The following is an 18,625-nucleotide window of genomic DNA, read 5'->3' on the forward strand; positions in this document are numbered from 1 at the left end:
AGAGTTATCTAACCCGATAATCAGCTTATTTAAACTTTAAATCGATGCACTAAGTGATTTAGCTCATCTGTCAATTGTTCCATGTTTTTAGATACATCTTCAGTAGTTCGAGCAAGCGCTCCCCCTTCTAAAGTTTGATCGTTTAATGATGATAGGTTTTGACTTATTTCATCTGCAACCGTTGTCTGCTCTTCAGTCGCTTGCGCTGTTTGCATCGCCATATCATTTACTTTAGTAGACGAGCTTTGCATTGCATTAAGCACATCATTAGTTTGACTAAACGAGCCAACCGCATCATCTGCAAATTGCTTACCTTCATCTATCGCTTTAATTGATTGTTCTACGCTCGTTGCAAATTGCTCTATCATTTTTTGAATATCGTTTGTGCTTACTTGCGTGCGTGTAGCCAATGTTCTTACTTCATCTGCTACCACAGCAAAACCTCTGCCATATTCACCAGCTCGCGCGGCTTCAATAGCAGCATTAAGCGCCAGCAGATTTGTTTGCTCTGCAATTGCACGAATAACCTCAAGTACTTTGGCAATGTTATCAGAACTTTGTTGTAGTTCTGTAGAGCGCGCCATAGCTTGCTCCATATTTTGCGACAAAGAAATAATACGAGAACTAGAGTGCGCAACCGCTGTTAGTCCTTGCTGAGCTAAATTTAACGATTTATCAGCTTCTGTTGATGATTGCTGAGCAACACCTGCAACTTCTCTACTTGCTACACTCATCTCATGCACTGCACTTACTATTGACTCAGAGGCTTGGCTGAGCGTTTGATTTACAGCATTGTTTTTATTTGCAACCTGACTTAACTCACCTCCTAATTCACTTAGCTCTTTTGATTGCTCTAAAATATCGCGAATTAATTGCTGTAAGTTGTCGAGAAATCGATTGAACTGCGTTGCAAGTTCAGAAAACTCATCTTTAGACGTTATAGCGATCCTGCCAGTTAAATCGCCATCACCAGAGGCTATATCGTTAATACGAGAAGTTACATAGTTAATTTGCTGTGTTAATTGCTTAGGAATAAGGTAACTAAACCAACACGCCACTAATAAAATTAATATGACAAAAATAAGCATAGTTAACTTAGTTGAAGCAATTGTGTCTGATAGTTTTTGAACTTCTTCAACCGATGTTTGCTCTGCTAATTCACCAGCTTGATCAAGCGTAGCTCTTAATTCGTCAAATGCTTTTTCTGATTGAGACTGTTTTTTTAGATTTGTTTTATCATTCATATAGGCCAGTGAAGCGTTTAACCAAGTATTATAAGCACCATCAAAACCGCGAAGCCCATTTATAGCTTTTGGATAGTCCGATAACAAAGTTAAGTACTGCTCTAACCTTTGCGTTACTTGCTCAGCATTTTCTTTATGTTCTTGCAAATAAGCTTCTTTATTGTCGTTATGTGCGACTAAATTTAACTCAGCAACCTTTGCTTGATACAAATCCCTGTCGGCACTCAAAGCAAGAGACACAGCCTTAATAAATTTATCGGATTGCACATCTAATGCATTTTTTTGTAAGTTAATTAAGTATGAATACCCAATAATTAACGACAAGATAGCAATACCTAAAATAACAATAGGAAAAGAGACTTTGACGCGGATACTATTCAAATTCATTAATTACTCCAAAAAAAACCATATTTAATACCTACCTTTTTGATAATAAATCTAGTTTATAAAACCTAAAATCGCCATTGAGCGTTTAGCATTATTTGCTGCTGCGAGATTCGTTCATTAAATCCAATTGGCTCTCTATTTTTTGCAACACTTTTAAGTGCAGAACCTTCAACCCCTATTTGTAGTTTATTAGTGAGCTGGTAGCGCCATGTTGCGGTTAAACCTTCTCCATTGCTTGCATTAGGATCAAACGCAGTAGTGTCGTTATCTGTCACTTTAAAGTAATCGTAGCGTACAGAAACTCGATGCTTGCCTTCTTTATGGCTTAACATTAAATAATGGCTGTAAAAGGCATTATCTATTAAAGCATTAGCGCCCATTTCGGTTTTACCATTAAGTACCTGTGCTATAAAGCGGGTTTTATTATTAAACTTATAAAGCCAAGCGGCGCTTGTAAAGCGAGTATCCCAAGCATACTGCCCTGTACTAATATTAAGTGTGGTTGGGTCACCGTTATTGTTGTAATAATAAATTCGAAATTGTGATTTTTTTAAGTAATCCCAGTGTACGCCAGCGTAATAGCCAAAACGTCCGTCTACTTCTTCAAACGGTAAAACCTGATTAGCTTGCCAGCGTAATTCATACGTATTTAATGCCGCTACAGGCGCAAATTTAACACTTTCGTTAAATGTAGTTTGCCTATCGTGTAATGCAAAACCACGCCAAGCAAGTAAAGTACCGGCAGGGTCATTGCCTTTAAATGTAGCACCTACAAAACTAAAGCTAAGAGCGCTGTTAAAACGTTTTGCTGGGCGCTTAATAGTTACCTCTGCGCCAACAGTGCGTACTTCCTCGCCTATCCAGCTATTAATAGCTGAGTTTGTATAGTTATAAGGAGAAGTCCATCCTATATCAGGGTTTTCAAGCGACATAAGTGGATAAAAGCCCCCTACACGCACATGCCATTTATAGTTGCTGTTAGATAGCGGCTGATACTTTATATAAGCTTGCGTAAAACCAAGGCCAACGTCAGGATCTTGATTCGCATTTAACACCCCATGAGCCGACCAACTAGATGCTAAATCAACATTAAAATCTAAAATACCTTGGGATAAAATAAGTTCGTCGCTTTTAGTATCGTGCCGATATAGCCCAAGGCCGCCCTCTTGGAAGCTACGTGTATCGTCACCCTGCACGGCTCTAATTTGTATCAAGCCTTTTACTTGTGCATACAATGCATTACTAAAACATAAAGCACCGGCTAAAAATATCAGCCTCGTTAAACGATTAATAGTCATCAAATTCATCCGTAGCAAAGTCAATTTGCTCCGCAATTTCCTGCTTTACTTTATAAGTGATCGGGTTAGTAGCCACAGTAATAGTTTGAGATTCAACCTTACTAATATCACTAAACCCAGAATGCCAAACACTTAACGTGTATTCGCCTGCATTGGCATTTAAATCAACATGACCATTTTCATCAGTGATTGCAAAAATAGAACTATCGACCACCACAATATAACCTAACATCCAATCATGAATATTACAGCCAAGCTCAACAACCCCTGTTTGATCAAAAGTAATGGGCGCTTTTGGGTGCTCCTTATATAGCTTTAATTCAAATGTTTTAGCTTTAGAAAATGAATAAACATGATGCATGATTGAGTCCGCATTCGGAAACTCTACCTTTGCATTTTGTGGGACAACTAAAATACGCGGCTTAAATTCTCGATTTTGCTGGGTCATCGCATAAGGTGCTTCTGGAGGAATAACGCTAGAGGAATCTCCTGCAGTTAGCCACACAACAGCATTAGGTAATGGGTCATTATTAGCATTTTTAATTGTTATATTTGCTGCAAAAACTCCAGTACTAACACTTAGTAAAAATACACAAAGTAAGCTTTTTATCATTTTCTTGTCGCTATTATCAATTTGTTTACATTATAGACCGATTAAACCACTAAATTCTTTCTATTTTTTAAAACATTGAATACGTATGTAGGCAGTCGTATTAATCATCAACAGTCATTATCCTTAAATGTCACCACCGACTCATCTAAGGACACACCATGAGAATCCCTGCACTTGTGCTTTTAGCCTTTGCTAGTAATAGCTACGGACAAACTGTAGAGCTAAAATCGCCAGACACACAAATAACAGTAAGCATCTCTGACGAAAACAACACGCCAAGCTACGCCATAAAATTTAAAAACAAAGCGGTTATAAACAAATCTTTACTGGGGTTTGAATTTAAAACACAAGCAGCTTTTAGCGATGGCTTTAAAATTAAAAGCATTGAACAACAAAGCGTTAACTCGCAGTGGCAACAACCTTGGGGCGAACGCCAAAACGTTGTTGACGAATATAACGAAGTAGCCGTTACCTTTACAAAAAACGAGCCAAATAAAGGTACCTACACTATTCGATTTAAAGCATTTGATAGTGGTGTAGGTTTTAGATACGAAGTGCCACAACAAACCGGCTTCGAACATACAGAAATAACTAAAGAGTTAACTGAATTTGCAATAAACAATAGCCATGATGCAACAGCATGGTGGATACCTGCTCGTGGCTGGAACCGCTACGAATATGTTTATAACACCACCGCGCTTAACGAAGCTCCACTAGCCCACACACCATTTACGTTTAAAACAAGTGACGGTACTCATATTAGTATTCATGAAGCCGCTCTTGTTGATTACGCGGGTATGGTGCTTAATCAGCGCCGTCCAGGCACATTTACAGCCGACTTAACCCCTTGGTCAGATGGTATTGCCGTTAAAAAGCAAGGCGCTTTTAAAACACCATGGCGCACCATTCAAATAGCCGACAGCGCTGTTGGCTTAGTTAATTCAGATATAATACTAAACCTAAACGAGCCTAATAAACTCGGTGACGTGTCGTGGGTTAAACCTGGCAAATACGTCGGTATTTGGTGGGGTATGCATATAAACACGCAAACTTGGGGTAGCGGTAAAAAACACGGCGCCACTACGCAAACCACAAAATACTATATGGATTTTGCAGCGCAGTATGGTTTTGATGGCGTACTCGTTGAAGGCTGGAATATTGGCTGGGATGGCGATTGGTACTTTAATGGCGATGTATTTAACTTTACCAAACCGTACGATGATTTTGATATAGCAGCACTGACTCAATACGGCAAAGAAAAAGGCGTACAGCTCATTGGCCATCACGAAACATCAGGCAATGTAAGCAACTACCGAGACCAAATGGAAAATGCCTTTACACTTTACGAAAAATCAAACGTCAGCCAAGTAAAAACAGGTTATGTAGCCGATGGCGGAAATATAAAACGTATAGACAAAAACGGTATTGCTCGCCACGAATGGCATGACGGCCAGTTTATGGTTAACGAATACCTTTATAACGTAAAACTTGCAGCTAAACATAAAATTAGCATTAATACTCACGAGCCAATTAAAGATACAGGCCTGCGCCGTACTTATCCAAACTGGATTGCGCGCGAAGGCGCACGCGGACAAGAATATAATGCATGGGGTTCACCACCTAATCCACCAGAGCATGTACCAATGCTTGCTTTTACCCGCATGCTTGCAGGACCAATGGACTTTACGCCAGGTATTTTTGATATGAGCTTTAATGGTTTAGGAGGCGATACAAACCGCCCACAAACTACACTTGCCAAACAACTCGCACTTTATGTTGTTTTGTATAGCCCAATTCAAATGGCTGCCGACTTACCTAAAAACTATTTGGCTAAGCCCGATGCGTTTCAATTCATTCAGGACGTACCAACAGATTGGCAGCAAAGTATTGCTATTGATGGTGAAGTAGGCGACTTTATTGTATTCGCTCGTAAAGAACGTAAAAGCACTAAATACTCAGGAAACGATTGGTACCTAGGTGCTGTTACTGACGAGAAAGCCAGAACAATTGAGGTGAAACTCGACTTTTTAGAGCAGGGCAAAAAGTTTGAAGCGCAAATTTATAAAGATGGTAAAAACGCAGAGTGGAAAAACAATCCGTACGATATAGCTATCGAAAAACGAATTGTAACTGCAAACGATAAACTAACGCTTAAATTAGCCACTAGTGGCGGTACAGCTATTCGTTTTAAAGCACTTTAATACAATAAAACCCCTGTATTTATTGTGCAGGGGTTAATACCTTGATTGGCAAATATACTTGTGCACTTAAACCGCCTTCTGGGCGGTTTTCTAGTTTTACTTTACCGTCGTGCATATCAACAATGCGTTTAATAATGGCAAGGCCTAAGCCACTACCTTCACTGCCACGTGCAGCATCGCCTTGCTTAAAGGGCTCGAACACAGACTCTAATTCGTTTTCAGGGATCCCAGGACCACTATCGTTTACAGCGATAACTACATACTTTTTGTTTGAATTAAAGTAGCTAAGTACTTCAATATCGCCCTCAGAATAACGCAGTGCATTACCAATCATGTTGGTAATTACACGCTTAATAGCCACAGAGCTTAACGGTATATTGCCTATATTTGGATTACTTTTAAACGTAATAGTACGTTGATGCTGAAGCTCAGAATTGACAACCTCGGCAACTAAAGCATTTATATCTTCGCAACTTAGTTCTTCACGTTTATGGTGGCGTAAATACTCAATAAACTGATCGATAATCCCGTTCATATCTTCTATATCGTAAATAATACCTTCACGAAGATAGTCGTCTTCATCAACCATCATTTCGGTGGCTAAACGGATACGCGTAAGCGGCGTACGTAAATCATGCGATACACCAGCCATTAGTAAACGGCGGTCGTTTTCAAGTGCGGCAATTCCGCGCGACATTTGATTAAACGCGCGCGTTACTTCTATTACTTCTGTTGAGCCTTCTTCTTCTAATTTGGTAGAAAAATCGCCTTTACCTACTTTTACTGCAGCTTGTTGCAATGCTTTTAATGGCCTATTAAGGTGTCTTGCAAACAACCACCCACCCAAAACGCTTAAAAAGCCAATACTTGATAAGTAAAAAGTTAAAAACTCTAAGTTATTCTCTTTAAAGCCTTTAAGCGGTACTTTTACCCAATAACCTGGTGCTTGCGGTGCTTCAACCCAATAAATCAATGGATCTGTTTGGCTAATACGTACACGAGAAAAACCACCAAGTTGCTCAGTCATGCTACGCGATAGCATAGAATACTCGCGGCTTTGCCCAAGCCCTTGGCGCATTGCTTCGCGCTGCGTCATGACCTCAATGCCAGTGATTTCAAAAAACTTTGCAGATACTTCGTCGTTTATTTCAACGCCATCTTCCCAATCAATAAATACTGTTTTAATTTGCTTAGCAAGCATCAAGTTAACTTGCTCAATGGTTGGTTTTACAACATAAAAACTAACCGTAACATAAGACACTATTTGATTTATGAGCAGCAGAGCCGCCACTAAAAAAACAGTTTGTCCAAAAGCACTACGCGGAAAAAAACCCATAAATATTACTTTTCACCGTCGGGAACAAACACATACCCCAAACCCCAAACGGTTTGAATATATCGTGGATTGGCAGCATCTACTTCGATCATGCGGCGAAGTCGCGACACTTGCACATCAATGCTTCGCTCAAGCGCACTGTAATCGCGGCCACGCGCTAAGTTCATTAGCTTATCGCGGCTAAGTGGCTCACGTGGATGCGAAACAAGCGCTTTAAGCACTGCAAACTCACCACTGGTAAGCGATATTGTTTTATCCCCTTCACTCATTTCGCGCGTTGCTAAATTAAGCGTAAATTTACCAAAAGCGATTAAGTTTTCTTCAGCAGCAGGTGCGCCTGGCACTTCTTTTGCGCGGCGACGTAAAATGGCTTTTATGCGAGCAAGTAGCTCTCGTGGATTAAATGGTTTTGGAATGTAATCGTCAGCGCCAAGTTCAAGGCCAATAATGCGATCTACTTCGTCGCCCTTTGCAGTAAGCATAACAATAGGAATTTCATTTTCTTTTTGGCGTAGTCGGCGGCAAATAGATAAACCATCCTCGCCTGGAAGCATTAAATCGAGAACCATTAAGTGAAAGTTTTCACGCTCTAGGAGTCTATCCATTTGCTCCGAGTTTCCTGCGGTTCTAACAATAAAGCCTTGCTCTACTAAGTAACGTTCAAGCAAACTGCGTAAGCGCATATCGTCATCAACAACTAATACTTTTGTGGTCTCGTGTCCCATAATCTCTTTCTTATTTTTATATCCAATTACTAGTTAATATAAATGAAAAACTTAATAATCAAAAACTAATTACTTGCTTAGATTGTTACTGAACATTTCAAAGCTTCCTTACTCGTACTTTATTAAATTTTACGCTCGACAAATTTTGGCAAATTTAATAACGTGCACACCATTAGAGTTAATAAAGAATTGGCCATGAAAACAAATTTAGTTACCCGCGAAGGTTACTTGCAATTACAACAAGAACACGATCAACTATGGAACGTAAAACGCCCAGAAGTAACAAAAATAGTTAGCTGGGCAGCCAGCCTCGGAGATCGCTCTGAGAACGCAGACTTTTATTTATAACCCCAGAAAACATACTATGCATACAAAGTTCACATTAAAAACAACAACTTATAAATAGTACACGTACTATTTTAATGTACTCTTCAACTTAGTAAAGATGGAACATTAAACTCAATTGTTGCACCTGATATCCAGGAGTCCAAAACCTCCTCATTTGTTAAATGAAACCAGTTAAAGCAATCTTCATTAAATTCCCTACAAAAAAAAGCCTCCATTTCTGATACTCTAATATTTTCAGGCAATCTACGAGTGTAAACAGCAGAGTAATTCTTTCTTTTTATTAAGTCTAAATACTCTTCTATTCTCTTTGTTAAAAGTTTATCAGATATGTAACTGGGGATATTTCTGTTATATAAATATGCACTTAAATTTCTTGCTTCTTTGTATACAACATAGCTAATAATCGGTAATGAATAATTTTTGGCAAGGTACTGTAAAAGATTCCCAAAACGGAGTGATTTTTGCACTGTAACTTTAAAGTCACAACAAGCGTCTTCTATAATCAACAGGATGTTGTATATCCTATTTTTTTCCAATAGTTCTTGAATCTCCTCTACATCATTCTTACTAACTTTGCGAGCGCAAATATCATCATATAACCTCTTAGTTAATTCGCTAACTGAGCTATATTCCTCAGAGTAGCGTAAGTACAATCCAAAGGAGTTGATGAATGAAGTCGAATAAGTTGGCAATTCAGATAAAATATTATCTTCGCGAATAAATAGATGCAAACAAGCGCCTAGAAAAGATCTTATAGATTCACGACCTTGAGCTTGAGCCTCCCTAAAGTCATGCTCAGTGATGCGGACTAAAAAACCTTTGGAAATTAAGCTTTTCATCATTCTTTTTTCTGCTTCTTCGCAACCGAGAGTTTCTGAATGAGCATCGTAATGATGCTTAATCGGCGCCTTATTGCCATCATTAAACCGTGTAAGTAGAAGAAATAAATATAGTTTTTCGATATATGTTAAACAAGAAATTGTACTTTCAGACTTTAGCCTCTGCTCAATATACTCACCTAACTTTTCTATTGTTAATTTTCCATCTTTTAAATAGCACTCAACAAGGCAACTTTTACACACATATCGCTCAGACTCAAACTGCTCAATGCACTCTTTACGAGTAGAAAATAGTTTTTTTTTATTGCAGCTATCGCAGTTAAATGCTGAATGAACATTGGTACAGCTACTTTTACTTTTTATTATTGACAAAGGCTTATCTAGTTTGCTTTTAAATTCTTTAAATACATTTTGAGCATTATTTGCAAATTTAATATTCTCACCTTTCTCTAATTCCCAAAATTGATTTATTAGTTCAACTTCAGCTTCACTAACCGCTTGTTCATAACAAATATAAGCGTAATTTTTCATTTTTTTCCAGACAAAGAAAGCCTAAAGAATTGGCTTCAATTAGTTTATTAGTAATTTATTACTATTCTAAATGTAAAACACCTAAATTCAAACAAAGTTAACAATATACATTTTTACTTTCATTTTTATAAACTAAGACTGAACTATTACATCTATAACTTGCTTTTATGCTATGGCTGGGTGCAACAGTATTCCCTATTACAGCAAATTAAGTAGAGAATGATATGGGTATCATGATGTGTCTGGATTTAAACGAAAATGTTTAATTAGTCATTAGAAATTCGATAAACAAAATAACGTAAGTGCATAGCTAAATGAATTTAAAAAATTCCTGAGGAAAATTTGAAACTTATGCTCAAACGCGTTGGCTACAGTATAATATTCTGAGTATCAATGTATGAGTAAACGCTATTAAAGCAGTATTTATTTGAACCTGTTATATGTAGTAGCTCAGAGACATCAACTTGAGAAAGTTAATTCGTTGTTCCTCCGCTTACAGATAGTTATATAATTTAACTACCTTGCATACAAATACTTCTGAAAACCAATAAACGTATCGCGTATCGCTGTCGGTGATCCAAACTCAATGGCGGCGTCGTTAATGGTGTTGTATTTAAGCTCTACTAAACTGCGCATTTTTTTAGGTGCGAGTTCTTGCACGCCATCTTCAATGTATTTACTTAATATAAAGTTTATAAACTCTTGTTGTTTATAATCGCTAAAAGCAGAGTTTATTTTAGGTTTTGCTTGTTGAGCTCGTTCAGTGCGTGTTTGTGCCTCTGAGGCATACGCTACGTAGGATAAAACATCGTATACATCGCTGTCTTGTGCATCAATTACGGCTTTCATACTATCGAGTTTTTCGCTATCGTAGCCCGCTTCGGTTAAATCTTCTAATAGCTTTTCGCGAGTGGTTGGATCGCTCCAGATTTCGCGTAGTTGGTCTTCATTTTCAAAAAAGCGCGGTAAGTCGTCAAACATACGTTCAACAAATTCTTTTGCTGTAATGGGCTTGCCTTCAGCATTCCAGTACATTGCTGAGGAAATATGCTTAATTTGTCGTGTACGGCCGTCTGAGAGCTTTATTTCAAGCTTTTCACATACACATGGTCTTTCGCCACATTTATCACAGCCTTCAGGCTCTGGTTTTTCACAAATACATAGTTTTTGTTCACACACCTTGCACGGTTTCTTTTCACCGGCTCCATCCCCGCCAGTGTCTTCACATTGGCATGGAGTTGTGCCGCACTCTGAGCATACTTCGCTGGGTATTGGCTCGCCATCCCAAGCAGGGTCGGCAAAGTTATGGTGCGCTTTTACAAAGTCGTAAATTGTAAAGTAGTCTTTGCCATCGTATGTGCGAGTGCCTCGCCCTATTATCTGCTTAAACTCAATCATATTCTTACAAGGGCGCATAAGCACAATATTGCGTACATTACGTGCATCTACACCGGTAGAGAGTTTGCGTGAGGTGGTTAAAATTGTCGGAATGGTTTTTTCGTTATCACAGAAGGTTTTTAAATCATTTTCACCCGCGACACCATCGTTAGCGGTGACACGAACACAATAGTTAGTGTTGGTAGTCCAGCCTTTTTTAACTGCGTACTGATTAATAAAATCGCGTACCATACCGGCATGAACTTGTGTTGCACAAAACACGATGGTTTTTTCTTTAGGATTAAAGTGATCCATCCAATAGTGCACACGGCGCTCTTCGCGCTGAGGTATGGTAATAATACGGTTAAAGTCACCTTCTTTATATAGTTTACCAGGCTCAGGATCGCCTTTTACAACAACACCATCTCCCTCTATGTACTTGTACTCATCCATAGTGCCAACAATGGGTAACACTTTAAATGGCGTTAAAAAACCATCGTTAATGCCTTCTTTTAATGTGTAGCTGTAAACGGGTTCGCCAAAGTAACCATAGGTATCAGCGTTATCGGTACGCTTTGGTGTGGCAGTTAAGCCTAGCTGAACTGCGGGTTCAAAGTGTTTAAGAATATCGCGCCAAGCACTTTCATCATTCGCGCCACCACGGTGACATTCATCAATAATAATTAAATCAAAAAAATCAGCTGGGTATTGTTCGTAATACGGGTTTTCTGCCTTTTTGAGTGGCGCATTTTCATCTTCTTCTGTTGTGGCTTCTTTTAATTCAGTTTTAGGCCCACACATAAGAGTATGAAAAATTGTAAAAAATACGCTAGCATTTTTCGGCACACCGCCTCGTTTACGTATATCTTCAGGGGTGATACGCACAATGGCATCATCACCAAACGAATAAAAATCGTTAAACGCCTGATTAGCTAATATATTACGGTCGGCCAAAAATAAAATACGGGGGCGCTTTTTAGCAAGGCTAACGTCTTTTTGTGCAGTTAAGCTCCAACGAGTTTTAAATAACTTCCATGCGGTTTGAAAGCCAATACAGGTTTTACCTGTACCTGTGGCCAATGTTAGCAGGATGCGATTTTTACCTTGGGCAATGGCTTCAAGAGCATTATGAATGGCGTTTTCTTGATAATAACGCGGTGCCCAATCGCCTTTGGCCTCAAAGGGAATAGTAGAGAACGCATCACGCCAAGCTGTCGTATAATCCGCTTCTGGTGCATCGCCTTTTTGCTCAAAGGTTAACTCCCAAAGCGCTTGGGGAGACATATATTCATCTACCAGCGTCTCAATACCTGTGAGCATATCAATCTGGTAAATCTCATGGCCGTTGGTGGCATATGCAATACGGCATTGCAGGCGTTGTGCATAGTCTTTCGCTTGGCGCACACCTTCGCTATAAGTAAGGCTTTCTTTTTTTGCCTCTACTGCGGCAAGCTTACGGCCTTTATATACCAACACATAATCGCAAGGCACTTTGTTAGCGCGTTTGCCACCCGCCATAATTTGGCCTGGGCAAATAAGCTCACGACGAATAAAGCTGCTATCAACTTCACCCCAACCTGAAGCAACCAATTTAGGATCAATTAAATCCGCGCGTGTATCTGCTTCGTTACGCATCCTTGCTTGTGACATTAGGCCACTGCTCCTTTGTTTGTATCAACCTCAAGCGTTTTCGTTAACTTACCTGAAAAGGCTTTTTGTAGGATAGATTTTTTGAGTTCTTCGATATTTGTAAGTTTTTTCATGTAAAGACTTTCTAGTGATTCGATCTCTTTCTCTAGAATTTTTAGGTTCTTAATAACCTCATGTTGTCCATCTAAAGAAGGCATTGGAATTTGAAGGCTTCTCACGTTGTCTTTAGTAATTGTTTGTGTTGCTGCACCTTTTAGTCTTGGCGCTATTTGGGCTTTCCCACTACTAGAGTTTAAATAGCGGTAAATATATTCATTATTCGCTTTGGATGGATCCAAGCGAATTAAAAATAAATTCATTGCTAAAGAACAAGGCCGGTCAGTTTCAGGCATAAAATACACCTTTCCAGCATTTCCTATTTTACTCATAATAATTTCGCCACCGAACAATTTACTCTTTGTTAAATAGTTATAAGCATGCTCGGTAATATATCGCTTTTCATTTTTGAATTTCTTTTCAAAGTCAGTACTTCTAACCATCCAAGCAAAATCTTCCTGCTCTTTTAGTTCTACATGTTGCTTTAAAACTTTATAACTACCATTAGCATGATAGTCAGTCAGCACATCTACCACATCTCCCAACTCAACACTCTGAACCTTTTTACCACGCTGGCTAAACACTTGCTGCAAGTAGCTTTCAAACAGCTCGCGGGCGTTTTTGAGGTTTTGCTCAGTCTTGGCGCGGGCTTGTTCTATGTCGGCAAAGGCCTGTTCGAGTATGGCGACGATGCATTTTTGTTCTTTTATTTCGGGAATTTGAACACTAATCGAATAAACATTATTTCTATTTATTCCTGGCTTTACACCAGTTGCTAAACTAGGTAAATCTAAACGAGATAATAAGTGATAAATAAACATTAAATCGTATTTCGTAGCATCAAAATTCACAAAATAAGTGACGTCTAAGGGCCAAAACTTCTCTTCTGTTAGGGTAATTTCTCCAGCCGATCCTTTACGCCCAACAATAATAGTTTTTTTATCAAAATAGAACTCATCACTTCGGCACTTAACTCCATTAGCTCCATATGCTGGGTATAACCCATCAACCTTTCTTTTGACCTTATCCAAAGGCTTTCCATACTCAAGAGTAAGAAAGTCACCTATTTTCTTTTTCCTCCAACCTTCCATCACAACAACTCCTGAATTTTACCCAGAATTGCTTCGCTTTCTTTATCCAGGGCGATGATTTCTTCAATGATTGCTTGCGGTTCACGCAGTGGGGCTTCTTCTGCTTGATTGGGGTTTTTAACCGATAAATCCCATGTTGCCTCATCCAGTTCAGTTGTTGTTAATGACCAAGACTTAGCACTATCTGCAAAGTCTTTTTGTAGCTCGATAAATTCTTTTAAGTCTTTGTCGTTTAGTGGATTGGTTTTACCCAAGCTGCGGCCAGGATCTAACTGATAGAACCAGGTTTTTTGTGTCGGCTCGCCTTTGGTGAAAAACAACACCACAGTTTTTACCCCTGCGCCTAAAAAGGTTTTGGCTGGGCAATCGAGCACGGTGTGTAAGTTGCAGTTTTCTAATAGCTCTTTGCGTAAGGCAATGGCGGCGTTATCGGTATTCGATAAAAAGGTGTTTTTAATAACAATAGCTGCACGGCCACCAGGCTTTAGCATTTTGATAAAGTGCTGCAAAAACAAGAAGGCAGTCTCACCGGTTTTAATCGGGAAATTTTGCTGAACTTCTTTACGCTCTTTACCACCAAACGGTGGGTTAGCTAATACAATGTCGTGCTGGTTGCTTGGGGTAATGTCTTGTAGGTTTTCGCCCAGGGTATTGGTATGAATAACGTTAGGTGCTTCGATGCCATGTAGAATCATGTTCATAATGGCAATAACGTACGCTAACGACTTTTTCTCTTTGGCGTAGAAAGTGTTTTCTTGCAGGGTTTTTAAGTCACTGGTTGAAAGCTGTTTATTGCTAGCACCACCTTGGCGAAGGTAGTCGTAGGCTTCACATAAGAAACCCGCCGAGCCTGCGGCACCGTCGTATATGGTTTCGCCAATTTGCGGCTGTAATACATCGATCATGGCGCGAATCAATGGGCGTGGTGTGTAGTATTCGCCCCCGTTACGGCCAGCGTTACCCATGTTTTTGATTTTAACTTCGTACAGGTGTGAAAGCTCGTGCTTTTCTTCTTGTGAGCGAAAACGTAATTCGTCTACTTTTTCGAGTGCGTCGCGAAGTGAGTAGCCACTTTGAATTTTGTTTTTGATCTCGCTAAAGATTTCACCAATTTTGTATTCAATAGTGTCAGGGCTTTTAGCACGTAACTTAAAACCTTTGAGGTAAGGGAATAACTCGCCATCGACAAAATCCATTAAGTCGCTACCTGTTAAGGCGTTATCGTGATCAAACTCACCATTAGCGGTTTTAGGTGCAGCCCATGAACTCCAGCGGTACTCTTCATCAATAATATATTGGTAGTCTTCTGCCATTAACTCGGCTTCTTGAGACTTGGTAAACTCTAAGTCATCAAGGTATTTTAAAAATAGCATCCACGACGATTGCTCGGTGTAATCTAGCTCACTAGAGCAGCCTGCATCTTTATGAAAAATGTCGTCGATATTTTTAAAGGTTTGTTCAAACATGTAAGTTAAGTCCTTGCTAGCCAGAGAGTTAAAGATGATTTATTTTACTTAAAGCAACTCACTCGCTTATTTATATTCCTGAGGTAATAGTGATTAATATACCCTAATTAATTAAAAAATTAATAATATATTGGTACCAAGTAGTTTTTGGTTAATCTAGGTCAATTTTATACTTTTGCCTTGCCGGTAGTATCTCTTCAAACTCGCAATTTAATGCGTTTACTAATTTATATAAGGTTTCGAGCTTAATATTAACATTACCTCTTTCCATTTTTCCGTAATTACCGCGCTCTATACCGACATAGGCAGCAAACCCTTCTTGCGAATAGCCTGCTTCTTTGCGTTTTTCTCGTAGCTTTTCACCAAAATGTTTAACTAAATCACTCACCTGATTTTCCTCAAGGCAAAATGATTAGATTTTCATGTTGAGGGCTTAACTACCACGCCCTATAATACCCATTATTATATGAAGTTTATTAGGATTTACTTTGAAATTTGACCCTCTCGTAGCTCAAATTATTGTTGCACCAAATTTTGATAACTTCACAACAAGTGATGTGCGTTCGGCGTACTTAGCATTAAAAAGTGATTCTTCTTTAGTACCTACAGCAGTTAGGCGAAGTATATACGCAGAACTGATCAAGCTTGTTAAAAAAGGCTGGCTGAAAAAGGTGGTATCAAATAAAAAAGGATTTACGCGATTCAATAAAACTGAGAGCTTTAACGTTGAGGCAATTACTCATTTAGCTAGTGCCATACCTATTGCAACAACAGAAAAGGCAGATGATAAACACGCACTGTTACTTAGTAAGTTAAATCACTACAAAGCCGAGCTATTATTGAATATGGGTGAATCTGAGGCATATAAAGAGCTTTATTTGGAGTCACCCGAATTAGTAGATGAGCTTCAGCCACAATACAACAAAGCGAGAGACAACAATACAAGAATACTTGGCAAGATTAGAGCGATTGAAGGCTTACTGAAGCAAAACGAAGCATTAGAGAAAATATGAAACTAAGACTATGGCAAGCCGAGTGTATTAATTTAGCGCTTACACAATACCAGAACGGCAATAGCCACTTTTTAGCCTTGGCAACTCCAGGGTCAGGTAAAACTTTGATGGCCTCAGAATTAGCCAATCAATTATTAAAAAATAATATGGTCGATTTAATCATTTGTTTTTCACCGTCGTCTATTGTTTCTCAGGACTTTAAGGAAAGCTTACAGCTAAAAACGAATGAACGATTTGATGGGCTTATTGGCGCTAAAGGTAGAGCTTTAACCTATCAAAGCTTACAGTATTTAGATGTGCACTTTTGGCAGCTATTTGAACGGTATCGTGTTTTTGTAATATTTGATGAAATTCATCATTGCGCTGGCTCTAATATTGACAATGCCAATGCATGGGGTGAGCAGATAATTCTTAACATTCAAAATAAAGCACAATACACATTAGCCTTAACAGGCACCCCTTGGCGTTCTGACGCTGCTCCTATTGTTCTTTCATCATATCAGCAGCCTAACAATAAAATAGCGTGTGATTACGTTTACGGGCTTTCTGAGGCTATTGGAGATAATGTTTGTCGGGTTCCACAAATAGTAGCTGTTGATAATAGCCGCATTACAGTTGTAGATGACGCTGAAACCAAAACATTTAACTGCTTTAAAGCGTTATTAAACGACTCTGGCGTTTCTTATCAAGAAATTATTGAAAATGAAGCGGTAATAAAATACATGATTTCTTCAGCTCAAAAAAAGCTTACTTCAATCAGGTTGAAAAACCCCGACGCAGCGGGGTTGATTGTTGCATCATCTGTTGAGCATGCCCATCAAATCTCTATGTTAATGCGAACTCACTTTGACGAGGATAGCATTGTTGTAACCTACCGAGAAAATGAACCTACAAGTATTATTCAGCAGTTTAGGTATGCACAAACTAAGTGGATTATTTCTGTTGGTATGATTAGCGAAGGTACAAACATCCCTCGTTTGCAGGTTTGCTGTCACCTTACAAACATAAAAACAGAAATGCATTTTAGGCAAATATTGGGCCGCATACTGAGGGTAACAAACTCTAAAAACCAAGAAGCGATTATGTACATGCCCGCCGAACCTAAGCTTTTAGAGTATGCGTATAGGGTTAATCAAGATGTTCCATTTGAAGCTGATGTAGTTAAGTTTGAAAAGATTGAGACTGCTGCTGGAAATAATACCGTAGATGAAAATTCAAGCGATATTACTTTTAATAAACAAAGTAAAAAAACTTCCAAAACCCAGTTCGATTTTGATAACTTTGCTGACTTTTTTGAGCAGCCAGCTATGAGCAATAGATCTGAAGCGACAGAGGAGCATTTTTTAACCGACGCCTATGAGCGAATTATTAATATATCAGGCCGCTTTCAGCAAGAGGCTATTGCTTTGGGGTTAAGTGAATTGCGGTAAATACACTAGAATTTACCTCAAGTAGACCTCTACAGGTAACATCGATTTCAGTTACACGAGGAAACATAATTTAATTTAAGGTGTTGCTATGTATAACTTCTCTGAAATTCATAAACAAATAGACCTTACAGAGATTTTAAGCAATAGAAATATCAGTGAAAAATCTAGTCATCTAGAACAAATTAACTTTATACATCAAGGTGTAGATATCAAAAATGCTGAGCGTTTAAGGATAGAGCTAGGCTGGGATATACGAGCATTTTCTTCAGCTATTAGAACTAGCAAGAGCTCATATGTACGCTATAAAAAAGAATTAAAGCCCTTAAATACCACTTTAAGTGAAAATGCATTTGAAATTGCAAAAGTCTGCTCTTTTTGTCTTAATTACTTTGAAAATATAGAACGTTTTAATATTTGGTTAAATACCTCGTCACTCCAATTCGACTCTAAAAAACCTTTAACATTTATAGATACAATAGCTGGCCGTGAATTAATTAAAAATACCGTAAACAGGCTCAAATATGGCTATAACGCCTAAGAGTAAAGTGTCTTAGGACGTAAAGCGCACGATCAACAGACTGCCAACATGAAACCAAGTTCTATCCTTTTCTTAACTTAACAAGAAGCTATCACTTTAGAGATTAAAACGTTGATTTGAGCTTATTAATGACTCAATTTTCTCTGATAGTCGCATTTGTGCCAAAAGCGGACGTTAAAAACATTAATAAGGTGAAATTACAACTCGGATTTCTTTGAGTCACTCATGGCCTTCATAAAGGCTTTCATATTGGCGTTGGGTTGCTCCACATCAAAATTGCCATACGTATATTTTAAGTCTGACCATAAATTTTTGAGCTTACCTTTGCGTCGAAAAAGGGGGTGGAGCCACACTTGCATATTCTCATGCATCGCGATCACCTAATACTATCTAAGCTGATCACCTAATACCATCCATCAAGATCACTCAATACCATCGATGC

General features: G+C 38.7%; 14 protein-coding genes and 1 pseudogene. 5 read left to right on the top strand and 10 right to left on the bottom strand.

The features are described 5' to 3' along the window. Positions 1-29 precede the first annotated feature (29 nt). The 3 genes from GQR47_RS16315 to GQR47_RS16325 all read right to left on the bottom strand — a co-directional run bounded on the left by GQR47_RS16315 (position 30) and on the right by GQR47_RS16325 (position 3,542). The gene (locus GQR47_RS16315; protein ID WP_024596786.1) at positions 30-1,631 is read right to left on the bottom strand and encodes a methyl-accepting chemotaxis protein; all 1,602 of its coding nucleotides are present in this window, start codon (positions 1,629-1,631) and stop codon (positions 30-32) included. Positions 1,632-1,696: 65 nt separating this feature from the next. After that, a complete protein-coding gene (locus tag GQR47_RS16320) occupies positions 1,697-2,929 on the bottom strand; it encodes a hypothetical protein (RefSeq protein ID WP_024596787.1) in 1,233 nt (410 codons plus the stop codon). Beyond that, positions 2,919-3,542, bottom strand: coding sequence for a plastocyanin (locus GQR47_RS16325; protein ID WP_024596788.1), 624 nt, complete (start codon positions 3,540-3,542; stop codon positions 2,919-2,921). The genes GQR47_RS16320 and GQR47_RS16325 overlap by 11 nt, the downstream gene beginning before the upstream one ends. Before the next feature lie 158 nt (positions 3,543-3,700). Between GQR47_RS16325 and GQR47_RS16330 the strand changes: the two genes are divergently transcribed. Beyond that, positions 3,701-5,743: a glycoside hydrolase family 97 protein gene (locus GQR47_RS16330; protein WP_165724141.1), complete on the top strand. Its 2,043-nt coding sequence runs from the start codon at positions 3,701-3,703 to the stop codon at positions 5,741-5,743. A 19-nt stretch (positions 5,744-5,762) separates the two neighbouring features. On the opposite strand, the gene envZ is transcribed toward GQR47_RS16330, so the two are convergent. Then, positions 5,763-7,079 carry a two-component system sensor histidine kinase EnvZ gene (gene envZ, locus GQR47_RS16335; RefSeq protein WP_165724143.1) on the bottom strand — a complete coding sequence of 439 codons (1,317 nt, stop codon included), beginning with the start codon at positions 7,077-7,079 and terminating at the stop codon, positions 5,763-5,765. Positions 7,080-7,084: 5 nt separating this feature from the next. Continuing rightward, positions 7,085-7,804 carry a two-component system response regulator OmpR gene (ompR, locus tag GQR47_RS16340; protein ID WP_002959552.1) on the bottom strand — a complete coding sequence of 240 codons (720 nt, stop codon included), beginning with the start codon at positions 7,802-7,804 and terminating at the stop codon, positions 7,085-7,087. Positions 7,805-7,999: 195 nt separating this feature from the next. On the opposite strand from ompR, the pseudogene GQR47_RS16345 reads away from it, so the two are divergent. Next, positions 8,000-8,143, top strand: a pseudogene (locus tag GQR47_RS16345) (transcription elongation factor GreB); the annotation flags it as partial. 92 nt (positions 8,144-8,235) lie between these two features. On the opposite strand, the gene GQR47_RS16350 reads toward GQR47_RS16345, so the two are convergent. The 5 genes from GQR47_RS16350 to GQR47_RS16370 form a co-directional block, all read right to left on the bottom strand. Beyond that, a complete protein-coding gene (locus tag GQR47_RS16350; protein WP_165724145.1) occupies positions 8,236-9,522 on the bottom strand; it encodes a hypothetical protein in 1,287 nt (428 codons plus the stop codon). A 516-nt stretch (positions 9,523-10,038) separates the two neighbouring features. Beyond that, positions 10,039-12,549: a DEAD/DEAH box helicase family protein gene (locus GQR47_RS16355; protein WP_165724147.1), complete on the bottom strand. Its 2,511-nt coding sequence runs from the start codon at positions 12,547-12,549 to the stop codon at positions 10,039-10,041. Then, on the bottom strand, positions 12,549-13,736 hold the full coding sequence (locus GQR47_RS16360) for a restriction endonuclease subunit S (RefSeq protein ID WP_240915905.1): 1,188 nt from the start codon (positions 13,734-13,736) through the stop codon (positions 12,549-12,551). The genes GQR47_RS16355 and GQR47_RS16360 overlap by 1 nt, the downstream gene beginning before the upstream one ends. Then, on the bottom strand, positions 13,736-15,202 hold the full coding sequence (locus tag GQR47_RS16365) for an N-6 DNA methylase (RefSeq protein ID WP_165724150.1): 1,467 nt from the start codon (positions 15,200-15,202) through the stop codon (positions 13,736-13,738). The genes GQR47_RS16360 and GQR47_RS16365 overlap by 1 nt, the downstream gene beginning before the upstream one ends. A gap of 151 nt (positions 15,203-15,353) precedes the next feature. Further along, positions 15,354-15,590 (bottom strand): helix-turn-helix transcriptional regulator, encoded by a 237-nt coding sequence (locus GQR47_RS16370; protein WP_004588153.1) that lies wholly within the window; start codon positions 15,588-15,590, stop codon positions 15,354-15,356. Positions 15,591-15,690: 100 nt separating this feature from the next. Between GQR47_RS16370 and GQR47_RS16375 the strand changes: the two genes are divergently transcribed. From GQR47_RS16375 to GQR47_RS16385, 3 genes are all read left to right on the top strand, one after another. Then, a complete protein-coding gene (locus GQR47_RS16375; RefSeq protein WP_165724152.1) occupies positions 15,691-16,215 on the top strand; it encodes a hypothetical protein in 525 nt (174 codons plus the stop codon). Then, a complete protein-coding gene (locus GQR47_RS16380) occupies positions 16,212-17,645 on the top strand; it encodes a DEAD/DEAH box helicase family protein (protein ID WP_165724154.1) in 1,434 nt (477 codons plus the stop codon). The genes GQR47_RS16375 and GQR47_RS16380 overlap by 4 nt, the downstream gene beginning before the upstream one ends. Positions 17,646-17,733: 88 nt before the next feature. After that, positions 17,734-18,183, top strand: coding sequence for an antitoxin Xre/MbcA/ParS toxin-binding domain-containing protein (locus tag GQR47_RS16385; RefSeq protein ID WP_165724156.1), 450 nt, complete (start codon positions 17,734-17,736; stop codon positions 18,181-18,183). The last annotated feature ends 442 nt before the right edge of the window (positions 18,184-18,625 follow it).

The organism is Pseudoalteromonas sp. Z1A2, assembly GCF_011378755.1.
GTDB classification, from domain to species: Bacteria; Pseudomonadota; Gammaproteobacteria; order Enterobacterales; family Alteromonadaceae; genus Pseudoalteromonas; species Pseudoalteromonas distincta.

What these genes read in the sequence shown, in the direction of transcription:
- GQR47_RS16315 (WP_024596786.1), bottom strand. Translation starts at nt 1,631, where the DNA reads ATGAATTTGAATAGTATCCGCGTCAAAGTCTCTTTTCCTATTGTTATT.
- GQR47_RS16320 (WP_024596787.1), bottom strand. Translation starts at nt 2,929, where the DNA reads ATGACTATTAATCGTTTAACGAGGCTGATATTTTTAGCCGGTGCTTTA.
- GQR47_RS16325 (WP_024596788.1), bottom strand. Translation starts at nt 3,542, where the DNA reads ATGATAAAAAGCTTACTTTGTGTATTTTTACTAAGTGTTAGTACTGGA.
- GQR47_RS16330 (WP_165724141.1), top strand. Translation starts at nt 3,701, where the DNA reads ATGAGAATCCCTGCACTTGTGCTTTTAGCCTTTGCTAGTAATAGCTAC.
- envZ (WP_165724143.1), bottom strand. Translation starts at nt 7,079, where the DNA reads ATGGGTTTTTTTCCGCGTAGTGCTTTTGGACAAACTGTTTTTTTAGTG.
- ompR (WP_002959552.1), bottom strand. Translation starts at nt 7,804, where the DNA reads ATGGGACACGAGACCACAAAAGTATTAGTTGTTGATGACGATATGCGC.
- GQR47_RS16350 (WP_165724145.1), bottom strand. Translation starts at nt 9,522, where the DNA reads ATGAAAAATTACGCTTATATTTGTTATGAACAAGCGGTTAGTGAAGCT.
- GQR47_RS16355 (WP_165724147.1), bottom strand. Translation starts at nt 12,549, where the DNA reads ATGTCACAAGCAAGGATGCGTAACGAAGCAGATACACGCGCGGATTTA.
- GQR47_RS16360 (WP_240915905.1), bottom strand. Translation starts at nt 13,736, where the DNA reads ATGGAAGGTTGGAGGAAAAAGAAAATAGGTGACTTTCTTACTCTTGAG.
- GQR47_RS16365 (WP_165724150.1), bottom strand. Translation starts at nt 15,202, where the DNA reads ATGTTTGAACAAACCTTTAAAAATATCGACGACATTTTTCATAAAGAT.
- GQR47_RS16380 (WP_165724154.1), top strand. Translation starts at nt 16,212, where the DNA reads ATGAAACTAAGACTATGGCAAGCCGAGTGTATTAATTTAGCGCTTACA.
- GQR47_RS16385 (WP_165724156.1), top strand. Translation starts at nt 17,734, where the DNA reads ATGTATAACTTCTCTGAAATTCATAAACAAATAGACCTTACAGAGATT.